At 39.3% G+C, this 18,707-nt stretch carries 6 protein-coding genes; 2 read left to right on the forward strand and 4 right to left on the reverse strand.

Annotated elements, in window-relative coordinates:
- Position 1 precedes the first annotated feature (1 nt).
- From ACN1CN_RS01790 to ACN1CN_RS01800, 3 genes are all read right to left on the reverse strand, one after another.
- Complete coding sequence (locus tag ACN1CN_RS01790; RefSeq protein WP_419134434.1) at positions 2 to 10,303, reverse strand: DUF7507 domain-containing protein; 10,302 nt, start codon at positions 10,301 to 10,303, stop codon at positions 2 to 4.
- A gap of 363 nt (positions 10,304 to 10,666) precedes the next feature.
- The gene (locus ACN1CN_RS01795; protein WP_264523793.1) at positions 10,667 to 11,287 is read right to left on the reverse strand and encodes a response regulator; all 621 of its coding nucleotides are present in this window, start codon (positions 11,285 to 11,287) and stop codon (positions 10,667 to 10,669) included.
- A gap of 47 nt (positions 11,288 to 11,334) precedes the next feature.
- Entirely contained in the window at positions 11,335 to 13,071 is a 1,737-nt protein-coding gene (locus ACN1CN_RS01800; protein ID WP_291287767.1) for a sensor histidine kinase, read from the reverse strand.
- Positions 13,072 to 13,635: 564 nt separating this feature from the next.
- Between ACN1CN_RS01800 and ACN1CN_RS01805 the strand changes: the two genes are divergently transcribed.
- Together ACN1CN_RS01805 and ACN1CN_RS01810 are read left to right on the forward strand one after the other, a co-directional pair.
- Positions 13,636 to 14,634: an SDR family NAD(P)-dependent oxidoreductase gene (locus tag ACN1CN_RS01805; RefSeq protein WP_419134435.1), complete on the forward strand. Its 999-nt coding sequence runs from the start codon at positions 13,636 to 13,638 to the stop codon at positions 14,632 to 14,634.
- Between the two features lie 162 nt (positions 14,635 to 14,796).
- Positions 14,797 to 15,597, forward strand: coding sequence for a helix-turn-helix domain-containing protein (locus ACN1CN_RS01810; RefSeq protein WP_419134436.1), 801 nt, complete (start codon positions 14,797 to 14,799; stop codon positions 15,595 to 15,597).
- Positions 15,598 to 15,729: 132 nt separating this feature from the next.
- On the opposite strand, the gene ACN1CN_RS01815 is transcribed toward ACN1CN_RS01810, so the two are convergent.
- Complete coding sequence (locus ACN1CN_RS01815) at positions 15,730 to 18,552, reverse strand: M16 family metallopeptidase (protein WP_419134437.1); 2,823 nt, start codon at positions 18,550 to 18,552, stop codon at positions 15,730 to 15,732.
- Between the last annotated feature and the right edge of the window lie 155 nt (positions 18,553 to 18,707).

Genomic DNA, 18,707 nt, shown 5'->3' on the forward strand with positions numbered 1-18,707 from the left:
GTTATTTGGTCAGGTACAAATACCCAGCCTCCTGATGTGGATTAGATTGGCTGTCTTTATATTTAATGATATAATAATACGTTCCCTCCGGTAATCCATCTGAATCTTTGACCGTAACGCGTCCTTCAGAGATACCTCTAAAAGCAATGTCATTATTGTTGTAATGATCACGATCAAAAACCAAAACTCCCCAACGGTTAAAAATTTGAACCGTATTGTCAGGATAACATTCTAAACCTTGGATGTAGAATCTATCGTTCTTGTTATCTCCATTTATAGAAACGGCGTTGAATACTTTTATAACACATCCTGTAATTGATAATACTGTTGGTTTATCCCCCAATACACTACTATCATCTGATTTGTCTTTTACGACAATATGATCAGGACTTGTTCCAAAAACTTCAGCTTGATTGGATATACTTCCTGAATTAATATCAGCTTGTACTATCGAATAAGTTCCCGTAAAGGAAGTGCTATCCTCTTCTCCTACCGCTAAATTTATTGGACCTCCGCTCATCGTAATTCCAGTTAACGGATCTACTATATACACATTAGTCAAGGCTACATTTCCTGTATTGGTTACTGCGAAATTATACGTAACAGTCTCTCCTACTTTTGCATTACCGTCACCGTTTTCATCATTGAAATGGACTGTTTTTACTACAGCAATACTTGGTCTTGCTACCAATATGGTTACTGTTGCAGCATCACAATTTGAAGGATTTGATTTCTCGCAAATACTGTACGTTACTGTATAAGTACCTCCCGGTGTATTAGCAGGAACACTTATTGTTCCTGTGGAAATATCAATTACCGGAACTGCTGCTCCAGATGTTTTTGGAACTGCCGGTGTGGTCACTTTTAAATCAACCAGGCTAATAACAACTGGTACTCCATTTAAAGTATCAGGGTTTGTTGGGTTACCCACTAATACATTCCCCGCATTTGGTGTTCCTGTTACTCCATTTGTGTTCGAAATGTTATCATCATTTGCAATTATTGGTGTCCCTGCAATTGCCGTTACTTTGATTTCATCTGAAACTGTAGCGCAGGTTGTCGGAGTTAGTTTGTCGCATAACTCGTAAACTACATTATAAGTTCCCGGTGTGGTTCCAGCGGCAACATTTACTTTTCCGGTTAACGGATCTAAAGTAATTCCAATTGGCCATGTTCCTGATACCGCAATAGTAGCGTTTCCTGTTGTTCCTAATACTGCCGGAACTCCATTAACTTTATCGTTGCTGGCAATGTTTGCGAAAACTACACCGCCTGTTGACGGAATGCTTCCGTTTTCAAATATTGGCTCAACAATTGGTGTTACTTTGATTTCATCTGAAACCGTAGCGCAGGTTGTCGGTGTTAGTTTGTCGCATAACTCATAAACTACGTTATAAGTTCCTGGTGTGGTTCCAGCCGCAACAGTTACTTTCCCGGTTAACGGATCTAAGGTAATTCCGGTTGGCCATGTTCCTGATACTGCAATGGTAGCGTTTCCTGTTGTTCCTAATACTGCCGGAACTCCATTTACTTTGTCGTTGCTGGCAATGTTTGCGAAAACTACGCCTCCTGTTGACGGAATGCTTCCGTTTTCTAATATTGGCTCAACAATTGGTGTTACTTTGATTTCATCTGAAACCGTAGCACAGGTTGTCGGAGTTAATTTGTCGCATAACTCGTAAACTACATTATAAGTTCCCGGTGTGGTTCCAGCCGCAACACTTACTTTTCCGGTTAACGGATCTAAAATAATTCCAGTTGGCCATGTTCCTGATACCGCAACGGTAGCGTTTCCTGTTGTTCCTAATACTGCCGGAACTCCATTTACTTTATCGTTGCTTGCAATGTTTGCGAAAACTACACCACCTGTTGATGGAATGCTTCCGTTTTCTAATATTGGCTCAACTGTTGCCGTTACCGTAATTTTGGCTTCAGCCTGATCACACATAGGGGTACCCAAAGCTGCCATCGCTTTTGAACATATACTATAAATCACAGTATAAACTCCCGGCGCAGTACCGGCGTTAACCTTAATAGTTCCATCTGTATTTAATGTCAACCCTGTTGGTACATAAACCGCACTCAAATTCACATCCGAAGCGACTATAGCTGTACCGTGTAATTTGTCATTTAACAATACAGAAGCTGTGGTACCACCACTTACTCCATTAACTACAGCTGGTGTTTCATCTATTGCATCAATAAAACTTACTACAGTACAGGTTGAACAAGTAAGATCAATTGGCTTACAAGTCGCGCAAATTGGACTTGGATCGGTTGATTTAGCTGTAACTGGTGCTCCTGTTGGAGGAGTTCCTGTTACAGAAGCGACGTTGTCTACCTGACCGTTATTGACATCAGCTAAAGTGATGGTGTGAACTGCGGTAAAACTAGAGGAGTCTGTAGCTCCAGGAGCTAAACTTGCTAAGCTTCCGCTTACTACTGCGTTGGCATCGGTAAGGGTTACCGGAGCAAGGGTTACGTTTCCTGTATTTTTAACTACAAAGGTGTAATCAATTCTATCTCCAACATTTACAATTCCGTCTGCGTTGACATCTACATAAGTGGCTTTTTTAGCTACTTCTACTTTTGGTGATGCGGTTAAAGGAACTGTTGTACAAGTGGTACATGCTGGATCTTTTGGAGCACAAGTCGCACAAATTGGACTTGGATCGGTTGATTTAGCCGTAACTGGTGCTCCTGTTGGAGGAGTTCCTGTTACAGTGGCGACGTTGTCTACCTGACCGTTATTAACATCCGCCAAAGTGATGGTGTGAACTGCGGCAAAGCTAGAGGAGTCTGTAGCTCCAGGAGCCAAACTTGCTAAGCTTCCGCTTACTACTGCGTTAGCGTCTGTAAGGGTTACCGGAGCAAGGGTTACGTTTCCTGTATTTTTAACTACAAAGGTGTAATCAATTCTGTCACCAACATTTACAATTCCATCTCCGTTTACATCTACATAAGTGGCTTTTTTAGCTACTTCTACTTTTGGTGATGCTGTTAAAGGAACTGTTGTACAAGTGGTACACGCTGGGTCTTTTGGTGCACAAGTCGCACAAATTGGACTTGGATCGGTTGATTTAGCTGTAACTGGTGCTCCTGTTGGAGGAGTTCCGCTTACAGTGGCTACGTTGTCTACCTGACCGTTATTGACATCCGCCAAAGTGATGGTGTGAACTGCGGTAAAACTAGATGAATCCGTAGCTCCAGGAGCTAAACTTGCTAAGCTTCCGCTTACTACTGCGTTAGCATCGGTAATCGTTACCGGAGCAAGGGTTACGTTTCCTGTATTTTTAACTACAAAGGTGTAATCGATTCTGTCACCAACATTTACAATTCCATCTCCATTGGCATCTACGTAAGTTGCTTTTTTAGCTACTTCCACTTTTGGTGATGCGATTAAAGGAACTGTTGTACAAGTGGTACATGCCGGGTCTTTTGGCGCACAAGTCGCACAAATTGGACTTGGATCGGTTGATTTAGCCGTAATTGGCGCTCCTGTTGGAGGAGTTCCTGTTACAGTGGCTACGTTGTCTACCTGACCGTTATTGACATCTGCTAAAGTGATGGTGTGAACTGCGGTAAAACTAGACGAATCCGTAGCTCCAGGAGCTAAACTTGCCAAACTTCCGCTTACTACTGCGTTAGCATCGGTAATCGTTACCGGAGCAAGGGTTACGTTTCCTGTATTTTTAACTACAAAGGTGTAATCAATTCTATCGCCAACATTTACAATTCCATCTCCATTGGCATCTACGTAAGTTGCTTTTTTAGCTACTTCTACTTTTGGTGATGCTGTTAAAGGAACTGTTGTACAAGTGGTACACGCTGGGTCTTTTGGAGCACAAGTCGCACAAATAGGACTTGGATCGGTTGATTTAGCTGTAACCGGTGCTCCTGTTGGAGGAGTTCCTGTTACAGTAGCTACGTTGTCTACCTGACCGTTATTGACATCTGCTAAAGTGATGGTGTGAACTGCGGTAAAACTAGCAGCGTCGGTAGCTCCAGGAGCTAAACTTGCTAAGCTTCCGCTTACTACTGCGTTAGCGTCTGTAATACTTACCGGAGCAAGGGTTACGTTTCCTGTATTTTTAACTACAAAGGTGTAATCAATTCTATCTCCAGCATTTACAATTCCGTCTGCGTTTACATCTACATAAGTGGCTTTTTTAGCTACTTCAATTTTTGGTGATGCTGTTAAAGGAACTGTGGTACAAGTGGTACACGCTGGATCTTTTGGCGCACAAGTCGCACAAATTGGACTTGGATCGGTTGATTTAGCTGTAACCGGTGCTCCTGTTGGAGGAGTTCCTGTTACAGTAGCTACGTTGTCTACCTGACCGTTATTGACATCCGCCAAAGTGATGGTGTGAACTGCGGTAAAACTAGCAGCGTCGGTAGCTCCAGGAGCTAAACTTGCTAAGCTTCCGCTTACTACTGCGTTGGCATCGGTAATCGTTACCGGAGCAAGGGTTACGTTTCCTGTATTTTTAACTACAAAGGTGTAATCAATTCTATCACCAGCATTTACAATTCCATCTCCATTGGCATCTACATAAGTGGCTTTTTTAGCTACTTCTACTTTTGGTGATGCGGTTAAAGGAACTGTTGTACAAGTGGTACACGCTGGGTCTTTTGGCGCACAAGTCGCACAAATAGGACTTGGATCGGTTGATTTAGCCGTAACTGGCGCTCCTGTTGGAGGCGTTCCTGTTACAGTGGCTACGTTGTCTACCTGACCATTATTGACATCAGCCAAAGTAATAGTGTGAACTGCAGTAAAACTAGAGGAGTCTGTAGCTCCAGGAGCTAAACTTGCTAAGCTTCCGCTTACTACTGCGTTAGCATCGGTAATCGTTACCGGAGCAAGGGTTACGTTTCCTGTATTTTTAACTACAAAGGTGTAATCAATTCTATCACCAACATTTACAATTCCATCTCCATTGGCATCTACATAAGTAGCTTTTTTAGCTACTTCTACTTTTGGTGATGCGGTTAAAGGAACTGTGGTACAAGTGGTACATGCCGGGTCTTTTGGCGCACAAGTCGCACAAATTGGACTTGGATCGGTTGATTTAGCCGTAATTGGCGCTCCTGTTGGAGGCGTTCCTGTTACAGTGGCTACGTTGTCTACCTGACCGTTATTGACATCTGCTAAAGTGATGGTGTGAACTGCGGTAAAACTAGACGAATCCGTAGCTCCAGGAGCTAAACTTGCCAAACTTCCGCTTACTACTGCGTTAGCATCGGTAATGGTTACCGGAGCAAGGGTTACGTTTCCTGTATTTTTAACTACAAAGGTGTAATCAATTCTGTCACCAACATTTACAATTCCGTCTCCATTGGCATCTACATAAGTGGCTTTTTTAGCTACTTCTACTTTTGGTGATGCGGTTAAAGGAACTGTTGTACAAGTGGTACACGCTGGGTCTTTTGGCGCACAAGTCGCACAAATAGGACTTGGATCGGTTGATTTAGCCGTAACTGGCGCTCCTGTTGGAGGCGTTCCTGTTACAGTGGCTACGTTGTCTACCTGACCATTATTGACATCAGCCAAAGTAATAGTGTGAACTGCAGTAAAACTAGAGGAGTCTGTAGCTCCAGGAGCTAAACTTGCTAAGCTTCCGCTTACTACTGCGTTAGCATCGGTAATCGTTACCGGAGCAAGGGTTACGTTTCCTGTATTTTTAACTACAAAGGTGTAATCAATTCTATCACCAACATTTACAATTCCATCTCCATTGGCATCTACATAAGTAGCTTTTTTGCTTACTGAAATAGCAGCACATTCACTAGTAATTACAACATCAGCTGAAACTACTGAACTACATGTTCCTAATGTAGCCGTCACAGTATAAGTTCCCGCAGGAGCCGTTACTGTAGCACCTGAAATCGTAACTCCTGTTGATGGATTTACGGAGTAGGTATAAGCTGCATTATAATTTGAAATAGCAAAACTTCCCGTAGCAACAGTACAAGTAGGTTGCGTTACAGTTCCTGCTGTTGGCTGTACCGGAGTTGCTGGTTGTGCGTTTATCACAACATCAGCTGAAACTACTGAACTACAAGTTCCCAATGTGGCTGTCACTTTATAAGTTCCTGCTGGAGCTGTTACTGTAGCACCTGAAATCGTAACTCCTGTTGATGGATTTACTGAATAGGTGTAAGCTGCATTATAATTTGAAATAGCAAAACTTCCTGTAGCAACTGTACAAGTAGGTTGCGTTACGATACCTGCTGTTGGTTGTACCGGAGTTGACGGTTGTGTGTTTATCACAACATCAGCTGAAACTACTGAACTACATGTTCCTAATGTAGCCGTCACAGTATAAGTTCCTGCAGGAGCTGTTACCGTAGCACCCGAAATCGTAACTCCTGTTGATGGATTTACGGAGTAGGTATAAGCTGCATTATAATTTGTGATAGCAAAACTTCCTGTAGCAACAGTACAAGTAGGTTGAGTTACTGTACCTGCTGTTGGCTGTACCGGAGTTGCTGGTTGTACGTTTATCACAACATCAGCTGAAACTACTGAACTACAAGTTCCTAAAGTAGCCGTTACGGTATAAATTCCCGCAGGAGCTGTTACTGTAGCGCCTGAAATCGTAACTCCTGTTGATGGATTTACGGAGTAGGTATAAGCTGCATTATAATTTGAAACAGCAAAACTTCCTGTAGCAACTGAGCAAGTAGGTTGAGTTACAGTACCTGCTGTTGGTTGTACCGGAGTTGACGGTTGTGTGTTTATCACAACATCAGCTGAAACTACTGAACTACATGTTCCTAATGTAGCCGTTACGGTATAAGTTCCTGCAGGAGCTGTTACCTTAGCACCTGAAATCATAACTCCTGTTGATGGATTTACGGAGTACGTATAAGCTGCATTATAATTTGAAATAGCAAAACTTCCCGTAGCAACCGTACAAGTAGGTTGCGTTACGGTACCTGCTGTTGGTTTTACAGGTTTTTCTTTTACTACAACATCAATTCCGGTTCTGGTGCTTTCACAATTTCCAACCGTCTGACTTACATAATAAGTTATAGTTCCAACGGCAGTTGTTACAGGTGTTGGTGCGGTTGCGCTTCCAACACCACCTGTTTGAGCAGTATACCATTTCAAGTTTGAACCGGTTGCTGTTAAAGCAGTTGCTGTTTCATCCTGACAGTAAGTTACAGGTGTCGTAACTACCGGAGCGGTAGTCGTACTAATCTCTCCTTTAAAAGGATAATTGTGTGTTTCTGAGCCGCCTATGTTTTGAATTAAATTTCCACCAACAATAAAACGACCGTTCATACCAATCATTTCGTTGGTAACAGTACCTGTACGTTGTGGGATAACCATACTTCCCCAAAACTGAGCTCCTTTTAAAGAAACAGTAGTTGCAGTAGGTAAATTCCATAAAATTCGCAATGAAAAAGGAGCTACTTCATTTGCCGGTACTTTGCCTCCACTACCTACGCCCTGAGTTACACCATTAAACTGAAAAGTAGCAATATTAAAGTTTGTTGTTGTACCAGGTACGTTAATTAATAAACTCGCAGTATCTGGAAAACCAACAAAATTAATGGTACCATTTGTTTTTGATGCTAAAACATTTGGAATGTTTATCACATAGGTTTTTGCAACAGCGGGTGTCAAACACGTAAACGTATAAGTTCCGAAGCCATCATTTACAAAAGTAACATTTGCATCACTTGGCAATTGATTCCAGGCTGTACTTGAAACCTGTAAAGCATTAAACGCATCATTATAAGGTGTTAAATCTAAAGTAGCTTCATTAATAACTTTAGACGCATCTCCTGTGATTTTAACATTAGAAGATTTAGTTCCTTTATAAACTATATTTCCATAAGACAATTGACCATTACCACTTTCGCCTCCAAGTATTAAATTACCTGAAGCTGCTGAAGCATTAAAGTTACCTCCAATGGTTAAAATATTTTTATTGTTATCCGGCACGATAAACGAACCTACCCCTGCTACTCCAAGATTAAAAGCGCTGGTTTTGTTCATTGTAAAATCCCCGTAAACAAATGTACGCCCTTCATACTCGGCACCATTTGTTATCGTAAGATTCCCTCCAACAGCAAAGTTAATTGCGTTATCACGACCAATAAAATCTCCGGTAAAAGTAGCCGGTTTATAGATACTTGTTGGCGGATTAGACGAAAGTGCATCGCTCAAAAACACTCCTAAACAAGAATTAGTTGTAGATGGAAATGGCAAAGGATCTATAACCGTTAAAGCATCTGTCTTTGCATTATTACAACCAACACCACTAGGCGTTCCGTCACATTCAACGTCGGGATCTACCGGTGGTGTACCGATATGTGTATCTGCTGTGGCATCCGGATCTGTTAAATCTGCAGGACGCATGATCGTTGCTTTAACGGTAGGATTAGTTCCTCCGACCGCTAATACCTTTACCACAATTGTGAAAGTAATAGTGGCATCTTTTGGTAAGTCAACCGTAGCATCAAGAACTCCACCGGTAATATTTTGTGCCGTAACAGCACCTCCCAAAGTAGAAGACGAGGTAAAAGATTGTACCGCCAAATTTGCTCCTGAAACTAAATCTGAAAATTTAAATTTTGCACCGGTTACATCGTTTGGTCCTCCAATATTTTTTACAACTACTGTATAGGTAACATTTGATCCCACATTACCACTGACCACATCACTAATACTTGTTACCGCTAAATCGGCAGCATTCTGAATAACCGAAAATTCTGTGGGAGTAGGTGGCGTTGTATACACGTAAGACCAGGTATCTATTAAACCAAGATTACCATATCCTCCAGACCATCTATGTGCGCCTGATGCGCTACTGGTGTTTAAGGTGCGCGAAGAAGCATCCACCGGACTAGTGGCTACACCTCCTGGATCACCTGTTATAATTGAATCATTCCAATATATATTACTATTAGGATTAGATCCATTAACTCTCTCAATAATAATTCCTTGCGGATTATCTTCGGCATCAATGTAAGGAAAATGCACTTCTCCGTTAAATAAAATTACGGCCACTTTTACCTTTGCTCCATATGGTATAGAATTACCTTGATTGTCTTTACCATCCCAACGAACAGAATTTGAACCTGCAACGGCAGTACCGCGTAGAATTCTGTCTACAGGATCGGCCATAGAGTTATTATTATTAACATCAATCTCTATGGTGTAATTGGCATTTGTATTCGCATCAAAAGTCACAAACCCACCTAGAGGAGCGGTTCCCATACCTGAGGCACTTCCTTCAACTCCTCTTAAATTTACATTACTTATCGTTTGCGTTATAATGGGTTTATTTAACCAAGTGGTGCTTACCGCGCCATTATAAATATTAGCGACCGAAGGCATAGAAGGATCCGGTGTGTTATAAAAAATCTTATGTGTAAAATTAGTTAAGTCATCCGGGGCAGTCGGGTTATGGAAAGAATAGTCCGTTGCGGTGTTTAAATAATTATTGACTTTATTTAATGGTGAACTTCTGTAAACCGGTGCGGCAATATCCGAAACTCCCGATCTTAATCCTTTATTGTTAACAAAGAAATTAAAATAAACAGGTCGTACCCCATTTGTTTGGATGTTGTATTGAAATCCGTCATAAGTTAAAACCTTTAAACTTGAGTTCCACTGATTTGTTGCGTCTCCTAAGTGTCCCGTTAAAACATTCGCATAAACACGACCTGATTTAGCCACACCTGAAGCGGCAACCGTTATATCCCAGGCCACAATATAACAAGTATTAGTTGCTTGTGTCCAATTGGAATTTGCTCCTATATTAGCGTTTCCTCCAGGCATAGGAGATGGGGCTAAATTAGGAGAATCTGACAGAAATTCAACAGTCCAAATTCCACTTTCAGCAGAACCTACAGTTCTGGAATAGGCATTATACCCACCTGCTCCTACCAATGCTGAAGGACCATTTAATTCTTGCGTTCTATTGGAAATTAATCCAACAGTCGTACTTGTGCCGCTGTTATAAGAAGTACCATCTGGTGCGGTTAAGATAATTCGTCCAGTACCTGAACCAGTTTTACCCTGAGCAGAAGAACCCAGGTATAACACTTCCCCGGCATTAGCATAAACATACATTTTTCCCCGGTTGGCAACGCCCCAGGTATTTGTTGTATTAATTGCACTATTGGTACTCGACATCAACATTCTGTATCCCGTTGCCCCACTAGGGAACAAATCCTTAGACCCCTCAGCAAAGACATTCAATCCGCTGAAAAGAGAAAGGAAACACAGTATAAAGGTCAGCTGCAATTGCCTTAATTTTAATGTAATTTTATTCAACATTTTAATAGTTTTGATTATTAGTAACTGGTATAGTATTTATCGACCGATAATAACTTGAGTGCAGTTTTAATTCCTGTTGCTGTAGCGCATGCATCAGTTTAAAAAAAAGATTTTTAATAAATCTATCGGATGAAAAACGATTACTTTTTCGGATAAAAGCATCAAAATCAAGCGACGTAAAAGAGATTAAGAAACCCTCCTCCAGAGCGCTTCTTCTAACAAAAAACCGTGTTTTAAAAAAAGTAAAGTTCACCATATAATAAATAATTAAAATTCCATAAGAAGCTAGTTCGAATATCCATTGATATCCAAAGATTGTAGCGATTGCATTCAGGCCGAACCGACCTAAACCATCACTGCACTCTAGTTAATATGCCCCAGTTTTGATGCCTCACGCACCATACCTGCAACATTACTTACATCGAGTTTGTTAAAAATGTTTTTTCTGTGATTTTCGACTGTATTAACCGAAAGTTTCAATTCGCTGGCAATATCAGCTGTAGTAAATTCTCTAATGATGTATTGCATGATGGTAAGCTCTTTTGCCGTTAGCGTAATGGCTGTACCTACCCTGTTTTGTTTGGACAAAAATGCGTAGTCATCCGGCAGGTAAATCCCACCTTCCCAAACTAATTTTATAGCTTCTAAAAGCTCTTCGCTGTCCTGGTTTTTGTTTACGTAACCTTTTACGCCCATAGCCAGTAAGTTTTCGACTAATATGGGGCTCGAAAGCGAGGTAAAAGCAATCACTCTTAAATCGGGGTGATTTTTGTGAAGGTATTCATAGACTTCAAGTCCTTGTACATCATTTGCGATCAGATCTACAATAATTAGATCTAATCCCGAATGCTGCTGAACTTTAAGATATAAGTCTTGTTTGTTAGTAGCGTAAAAAAGAACTTCGAGCCCTTTCTGATTTGAAAAAAAACTAGTAAGACCTCCACATACTATAGGCTGATCTTCAAAAAATGCAATATGTATCATGCTACAAATTAGCGACAAAATTTTTGTTAAGAAAATAGCGGTTTTCCCTATTTAGGCAAGATAATTCTGAATGTACAACCTGCTGATTCATTGTTAAAAACAGCAAGCGTACCTCCGTTTTTCAACATTAATTCCTGACACAAATACAGTCCGATTCCAAACCCCGATTCCAGATTAGTTCCTAGTCCGGGATTTATTTTCTGCTTGAATAATTTGTCGATCTTTTTTTGTTCAACTCCCTTACCGAAATCTGTTACTATGATTTCATGATTGTTATTTTCAATGGTGATAATGCTATCCTGATAACTAAATTTAATCGCGTTATTGATAATGTTTCGCAATACAATACTTAAAACAGCAGAATTAAATACAACAGTTGTTCCTTTTGAAACCTTAAGATCGATTGTAATATTCTTTGCTTTTAACTGATGTGATAATTCCTTGCAGGCCGCACTGATGCTATTGTACAGCATAATCTCGCTATAACCCGACTGCGTGGTAATCAGCTCCATCTTTGCCCAATCGAGTAAACTTGTAAGCATGGCATCCGATTGTTCTAACTGTTGTCCTATTGCTTTCACATAGGTCGAAACAATCTTATTTTCATTTTTAAGAACGTCCTCTTTGTCTAATAAGATTTTTAACGTTGTAATGGGTTCCTTAAAATCGTGTGAGATGACCGTAAAAATCTTTTGGTGCAGTAAGTTAAGACGTTTTAAATCATTGTTCTTTATTTCAATTTGCTCCTTTTGCAGCCTCAGCGTTTCATTGGTACTTCGTTGTTTTTTGGTCAATACTACAATCGAATACAATAATATGATCAACAGCGTAATTCCGATTAGCGAAGCAATAAGGGCAATTTTTTGTTTCTGCAAACGTTCCTCTTTGCTTTCGTTGATTTTTTTCAGATTAATATTCTGCTGCTCTTTCAACTTGATTTTATTCGCAATTTCAAACGAATCTATCCTGCTGTTCCTAATTTTCATGTCCTCGATGCCTACCAGTCGGTCCAGTCTTTCAAATGTTTTGTGAGCAGCCTCAAACTCGCCCTGCTCTACCATAATTTCTCTTAACGTTCGTAAAGCATTGATTTTGTTCTCCAGATCATTGCAGCTGTCAGCCACTCTGATACTTTCGGTGATTACTTTTTTTGCTTTCTCAATTCGATTTTGCCTGCTGTAAATACGGGCTGTTTTAACATACACTTCTGCCAGTTTACACGGATTGTATTTTTTTGCCACGCGTTCTGTGAGCAAAAATTCTTCCATGCTTTTTTTATGATCGTAATTGATGTAATAATAGTATCCGATAATTAAATGCAGTACAATATAATTGCTGGGACTATCGGTTGGCGAAATTTTACTTTGGCATAAATTGGCATAATAGAATGCTTTTTTATACTCTTTTTGAGTAAAAAACAAATCCGATAAGATGTAGAGACTTTTATTATAGATTTTCTGTGATTCCTTTCCCTCGCCTTTCAGTACGATAGATTTATTCAAATAAACAATCGCATCCGAAGATCTTCCTATTATTTTGTAATAATTCGCCTTAAAAAAATACAACAACTGAAGCTCAAATTGATTTAAATTGGGTCTCGCCAAATGTTTATCAATTAAATAACTGATACTGTCTGTTTGATTTCGGTTGTCTAAACTTCTTAATTTTTCATCTAATTGTTTAATCTGAGGTGTAACTTCCTGAGCTTGGGAATGGAATGAAACTAATAAAAATGCAAGAATGAAGTACTTTATACAATTATTGGAAATGCAGCGTGAAGACATAAAAAATTAATGAATTAAAGTCGTTATTCAGATGTAATGTTTGCACCTTATTATTACAAGGCAACAGTCAATTTTACAACCCTGCTCCAGAACCAGTCACGGAGAGTTGAATAAACAAAGAAATTCAAAAAACGCCCTTAAGAAGAAAAACTACTCCCCGATGTGTTTCGACAAATTCCCTGCAGTTATAAAACTAACTTACATTTTTTTAAAAGTAAATCTTTTCACAACTCAGCCCACATCCATTTAAAGTTTACAGCGGCAAAATTATCAATAAGAACCTAATGAATTGCTATTATTTCTTAAAATAAATGATTTTAATCAAAAGAAAAGGGTCATCATCCCTTACGAACCTATGAAGTTGATAAATTAACAAGGTATTTAACCCTCTCCTAGCCCATAAATCAATATAATCTTACTTTTTAAATTCACATACCCTTTCGCTTTTAAGATCGTTCTGGCTGAATGACATTCTGAACAAAGTAAAATGACATTCTGAACAAAGTTCACTATCCCACTTCCTGGTAATTTTGCCTTGTAACATTCACCTAAAAATCACTAAAAATGAAACAGAACAATTATCAGGGCGCTTTGCAAAAACCAATTGGTTCAGGATTTAATGCAAAATCAACCACAAACGATGTCATCAAAGGCATTGACCTTACAGGCAAAATTGCCATCGTAACAGGCGGAAATACCGGAATTGGGTTAGAAACAGTCAAAACTCTTGCCCTGGCAGGAGCAACCGTTATTGTACCGGCCAGAGATCTTGAAAAAGCAAAAATAAACCTGGCGGGTGTACCCAATGTAGAATTGGAAGTAATGGATCTGATGAAACCTGAATCTATTACTGCTTTTGCCGAAAAATTCCTATCATCCAACAGACCGTTGCACTTGCTAATCAATAATGCCGGTATCATGTGGGTTCCGTTTCGTCGGGACCATCGGGGTATCGAATCACAGCTGGCAACCAATTATCTGGCGCATTTTCAGTTAACGGCACAGTTGTGGCCCGCACTAAAAAAAGCCAAATCGGCAAGAGTTATTCAGGTATCGTCTCAGGGCCATCAGTTTGCTCCTTTTAATTTTGACGATCCTAATTTTCTTTCCAGCGAATACGAAACTTTACAGGCATACGGGCAATCTAAAACGGCCAGTAATTTATTTACTCTGGAATTAGATAATCGTGGAAAAGAGTTTGGTGTGCGCTCTTATTCGTTACATCCGGGATCTATAAACGGAACAGAACTTGCCCGCGAAGCCTCTTTAGAGCTGTTTCAAAAAATGGGCTTTTGTGATGATGAAGGAACTATTTTGCCGGAAATCGCTGCCCATTTAAAAACCATTCCGCAGGGAGCTGCTACGACTGTATGGTGTGCTACAAGTTCGCAGCTGGATTCAATTGGAGGGGTGTATTGTGAAGACGTAGAAATAGCCACAATTGCCCATGAACCCTCTGTAACTCCCGGAGTAAAATTATATTCTCTAGACGAAGCTAACGCCAGACGTTTGTGGGATCTCAGCGAAAAAATGACTCAAATTTCTTTTAATGTCGGAGTATAAAAAACAAAAGAAGTTACCGCAATCAACCCGCGGTAACTTCTGTATAAAAGGAATGGGCAAGAAAGTAAAGAATCATTGCCCGCATAATTTTACTAAATTTGAAAGTCTGTTTCCTCCAAGCAAGGAATTACAACCGACCGGAAAACATAATCGTAGACCTCTATGGAATTTGAAGCAAAATACATAAGCCCGGATATTAAACTGTCTTGTTATTCGGACGGCTTTTTTAAATCGGATATCATGTTCGATCAGCACATGCTTGTATGGTTTATTTCAGGAGAAACCAAGATTGTACAGGCAGATGGCGTTCATCTTTTTAAGAAAGGAGATATTTTTCTGATCCCTCGAAATCAATTGGCCACTATTATAAACTATCCAAAAGACGGTCAGCCACACAAAACTGTAGTAATGCATTTGTCGACAGCCAAACTGAGGGAATTTTATGCCGGACTAGATGTCAAACCAAAAACAATCACACATTCTGAAATAAAACACTACAACAATCATCCTTTGTTAGAAAGCTGTCTTTCCTCTTTGATTCCGTACTTTGATATGAAAGAGCTGCCCGAAAATATCGCCGCACTAAAGATTACAGAGGCGATTAGTATTCTTCGAACCATCGACAAAAACATTGACGATGTTCTGGCCAACTTTGAAGAACCCGGCAAAATTGATTTGGTAAGTTTTATGGAGCGCAACTTTATGTTTAATATGTCTCTGGACAAAATAGGCTATCTCACCGGACGAAGTCTTTCTACTTTTAACCGGGACTTTAGGAAATATTTTAATACGACTCCTCAAAAATGGCTCACGAGAAAACGACTGGAACTGGCACACTACCAATTAACCAACAACCAGAAAAAAACAATTGATGTTTGCTACGAAGTGGGCTTTGAAAATCTTTCTCATTTTTCGCATGCCTTTAAAAAGCAATTTGGTTACTCGCCCACCTCATTAACCTAATCTTTTTTTCCTACGCAGAATTTATAAACTACACTGTGCTTAGCACTTCAACATGTCTTTTTTCTCGCAGATCTTGCAGATTGGGCAGATTTTATATGATCTTGTTAATTGTTATGCGCAGGACTTCACCGATTATTGCAATGGTTTAAAGACAATTTCGTAGGATTTAGCTTTATTTAAAAATGCATTAGCAAACTCCTGAATGTCTTTTTCAGTGATGCTATTTACAATATCTATATAAGTTGCAGGATCCTCCAAGTTGATATTGTACTCAAAAAAATTGTATACTAAACTCAAACTGTAGCTGTTGAAGTTTTTACTGTCTTCTCGCGATTTTAGGTAGTTGCTTTTGGTTTTCGCAAGGTCTTCTTTTACCAAAATACCTTTTTTAATTTTGTTAATTTCGTCGTAAACTATAGGAAGTAAACTGTTCACTTTGACCGGATCTGAATCAAAATTGATCGATAGGGCTACGGTGTTTTTTGGAAATCTCGAAGCTGCTGCACTGACCTGCACACCATAAGTTCCTCCTTCTTTTTCTCTAAGGCTCTCGGTATAGCGTAAAGTCAGAATATCGCTAAGCATATCGGTCAAAACAGCATTTTTGGAAGTGTATTTAAAATCGCTTTCAAACTGAATGTTGACCGTACTTTTGATCGTTTCCATTTTAATTAAAACCTCTCTGTTGATTTTATTGGAATTCCATACCGGTGTTTTGTCTTTGAAGGTTTCTTCCCTTTTTATGCCGGGAATACTGGCAATGTACTTTTCTAATAACGGTTTCAAAACTTCCGGTTTTACGTCGCCTACGATAAAAAACTCAAAGTTAGAAACATCACAAAATCGTTCTTTATAGATTGCTTTTATTCTTTCAAAAGACAAATCATCAATAAACTGCTGGTCCAAAACTCTTATTCTGGGATTATTTTTCCCATAAACGATTGCATTAATACTATCGGTCATTTTTCCATTGATGTCCTTGTCTTTGTTTTCCAGATAATTTTGAAGATTTAACTTCTTAATATCAAAAATTTCCTTGTCAAAACGTGGTTTTGCAAAACGCAGGTGTACCAATTGCAGCATTACTTCAAGGTCCTTTACTTTAGCGCTTCCTGAAACCGTTTCGCTTAAATCTCCCACACTTACTCCAGTACCGGCAACCTTTCCTGCCAGAATTTTTTCCAGATCAATACTAGAGAATGCTCCCGCACCTGAAGCATCTGCCAAACCATTGAGTGCAAATATCGATGGTAAATCTTTTGGACTATACAAAGATGATCCCCCGAAACTTTCCGCAAGCAGCTGTACATCATTTACATTCTTATTTGCAAATTTGTAATGCACTTTTACACCATTGCTCAAAGTATAGGTAGTAGCACCGATTTCTTTACTTTCCTTTTCAGCAGTAATTTTTCCCGGAACAATCGTAACATCAGTCAGCAGTGATTTACCATTAAAACTATCTTCATAAGGCTTTAAATCAGGATTATTTTCTGATTTGGCAATAATAGCAAACGCGCTCTCCTTGGTTAGATTGGTTTCATTTTCCATACCTTCAACGGTCACTACCCTGTTCTTTGTCGTATATCCACGTGTTAATTCGGCCTGAAAAGCTTTTGAATCGATATTTTTCAGAATAACTTTTATCATCTCAAACTTGCTCTTAGAATCTGTAGCCAGTTGGTGTGAGAGAAATTCTGATTTTATACTATTGATAATACTGTTATGTGAAATTTCTTTCTCTGATATAATATAGTTTTCGAAATAAGAAATAATGGCGGTTATGGTTCTTTGAATTTCACCTTCCGAAAAACCAAATTTTCCGGCGCGTATAAACTCGTCCATGACAGCAGCGAAAGCTTCTGCCTGTTTATTCGGTTTTGGAGCAATTTCCATTCCCATGACATCGTTCACTCTTGTAAAATCAGAATAGTAAACTTCCGCATTTTTAAACGGACTATTTTCTTTCTGTGCTAATTCATTCAATCTGTCATTGAGCATTGAAAATGCCATTACCCTTGTGATCAACTGCTGTAGATCGGCAAAAGTCTGACTCTTAAAAGCGTCATTTTGAATGATTTTAAAAGATATACCCGAACTCGTTATTTCTTTATCGAGGGCTAACTTAAAAAAAGGTTCCTCATGATCCGGAATCGCTACCTCAAAACGTTTTTTCGGGTTTTTAGCTTTCGGAATATCCGCAAATAACGTTTTTATTTTTTGTTCAATTTCTTCCGCATTCACATCCCCAACAACTGCAATTGCCTGCAAATCGGGACGGTACCATTCTTTGTAAAAATCTCGTAACAAAGCGTAATCAAAATGTTTTACAATATCCATATCCCCAATAGGAGTACGCTTTGCATACAGCGAATGGTTGTACAAATAAGGATTGAATAAGTTAGAAATGCGAGTTGATGCGTTTTGTCTGGTTCTCCATTCTTCAACAATAATACCGCGTTCGGCGTCAATCTCCTCATTGGTTAGTAACAATGAATGCGACCAATCGTGCAAAATCAGCAAGGCTGTATCAATGACTTTAGGATCTGTTGATGGAATATTGTCAAAATTATAAACCGTCTCATCAAAACTGGTGTACGCATTTATATTATTTCCAAAAACAGCCCCTTGTTTTTCCAGAGTCGTCAAAATTCCTTTTCCGGGAAAATTTTTAGTTCCGTTGAAAGCCATGTGCTCCAGAAAATGCGCCAATCCTTTCTGATTGTCATTCTCTAAAACAGAGCCTACATTTTGAATAATATAATAACTTGCTGTGTTTTTATTTACCGCTGTTGGATAAATATAATATGTCATTCCATTGGATAATACTCCTTTTTTAAGAGTTTTATTTCCAATTAAGGCATCAGTAGGTTTGTAGTTTTGAGCATTTATGGAAGCAATTCCAATAAATAATAATAGTAAGTGTAAAAGTTGAGCGTGTACAGATTTCATCATTTTTGATTTCGGCATTTAAAGTAATGGGTATATATTTTATTCCACATCAGTTGAAGGTATAAGTATTCCTCCTCCTTAGAAGCATCTTTTTCAAAGGACGGGCATAGCTCTTTTTCAGTTCATCTGATCATGGTTTGCGCAAAATAATTAAAATT

The organism is Flavobacterium sp. T12S277 (genome assembly GCF_048514875.1).
Lineage (GTDB): Bacteria > Bacteroidota > Bacteroidia > Flavobacteriales > Flavobacteriaceae > Flavobacterium.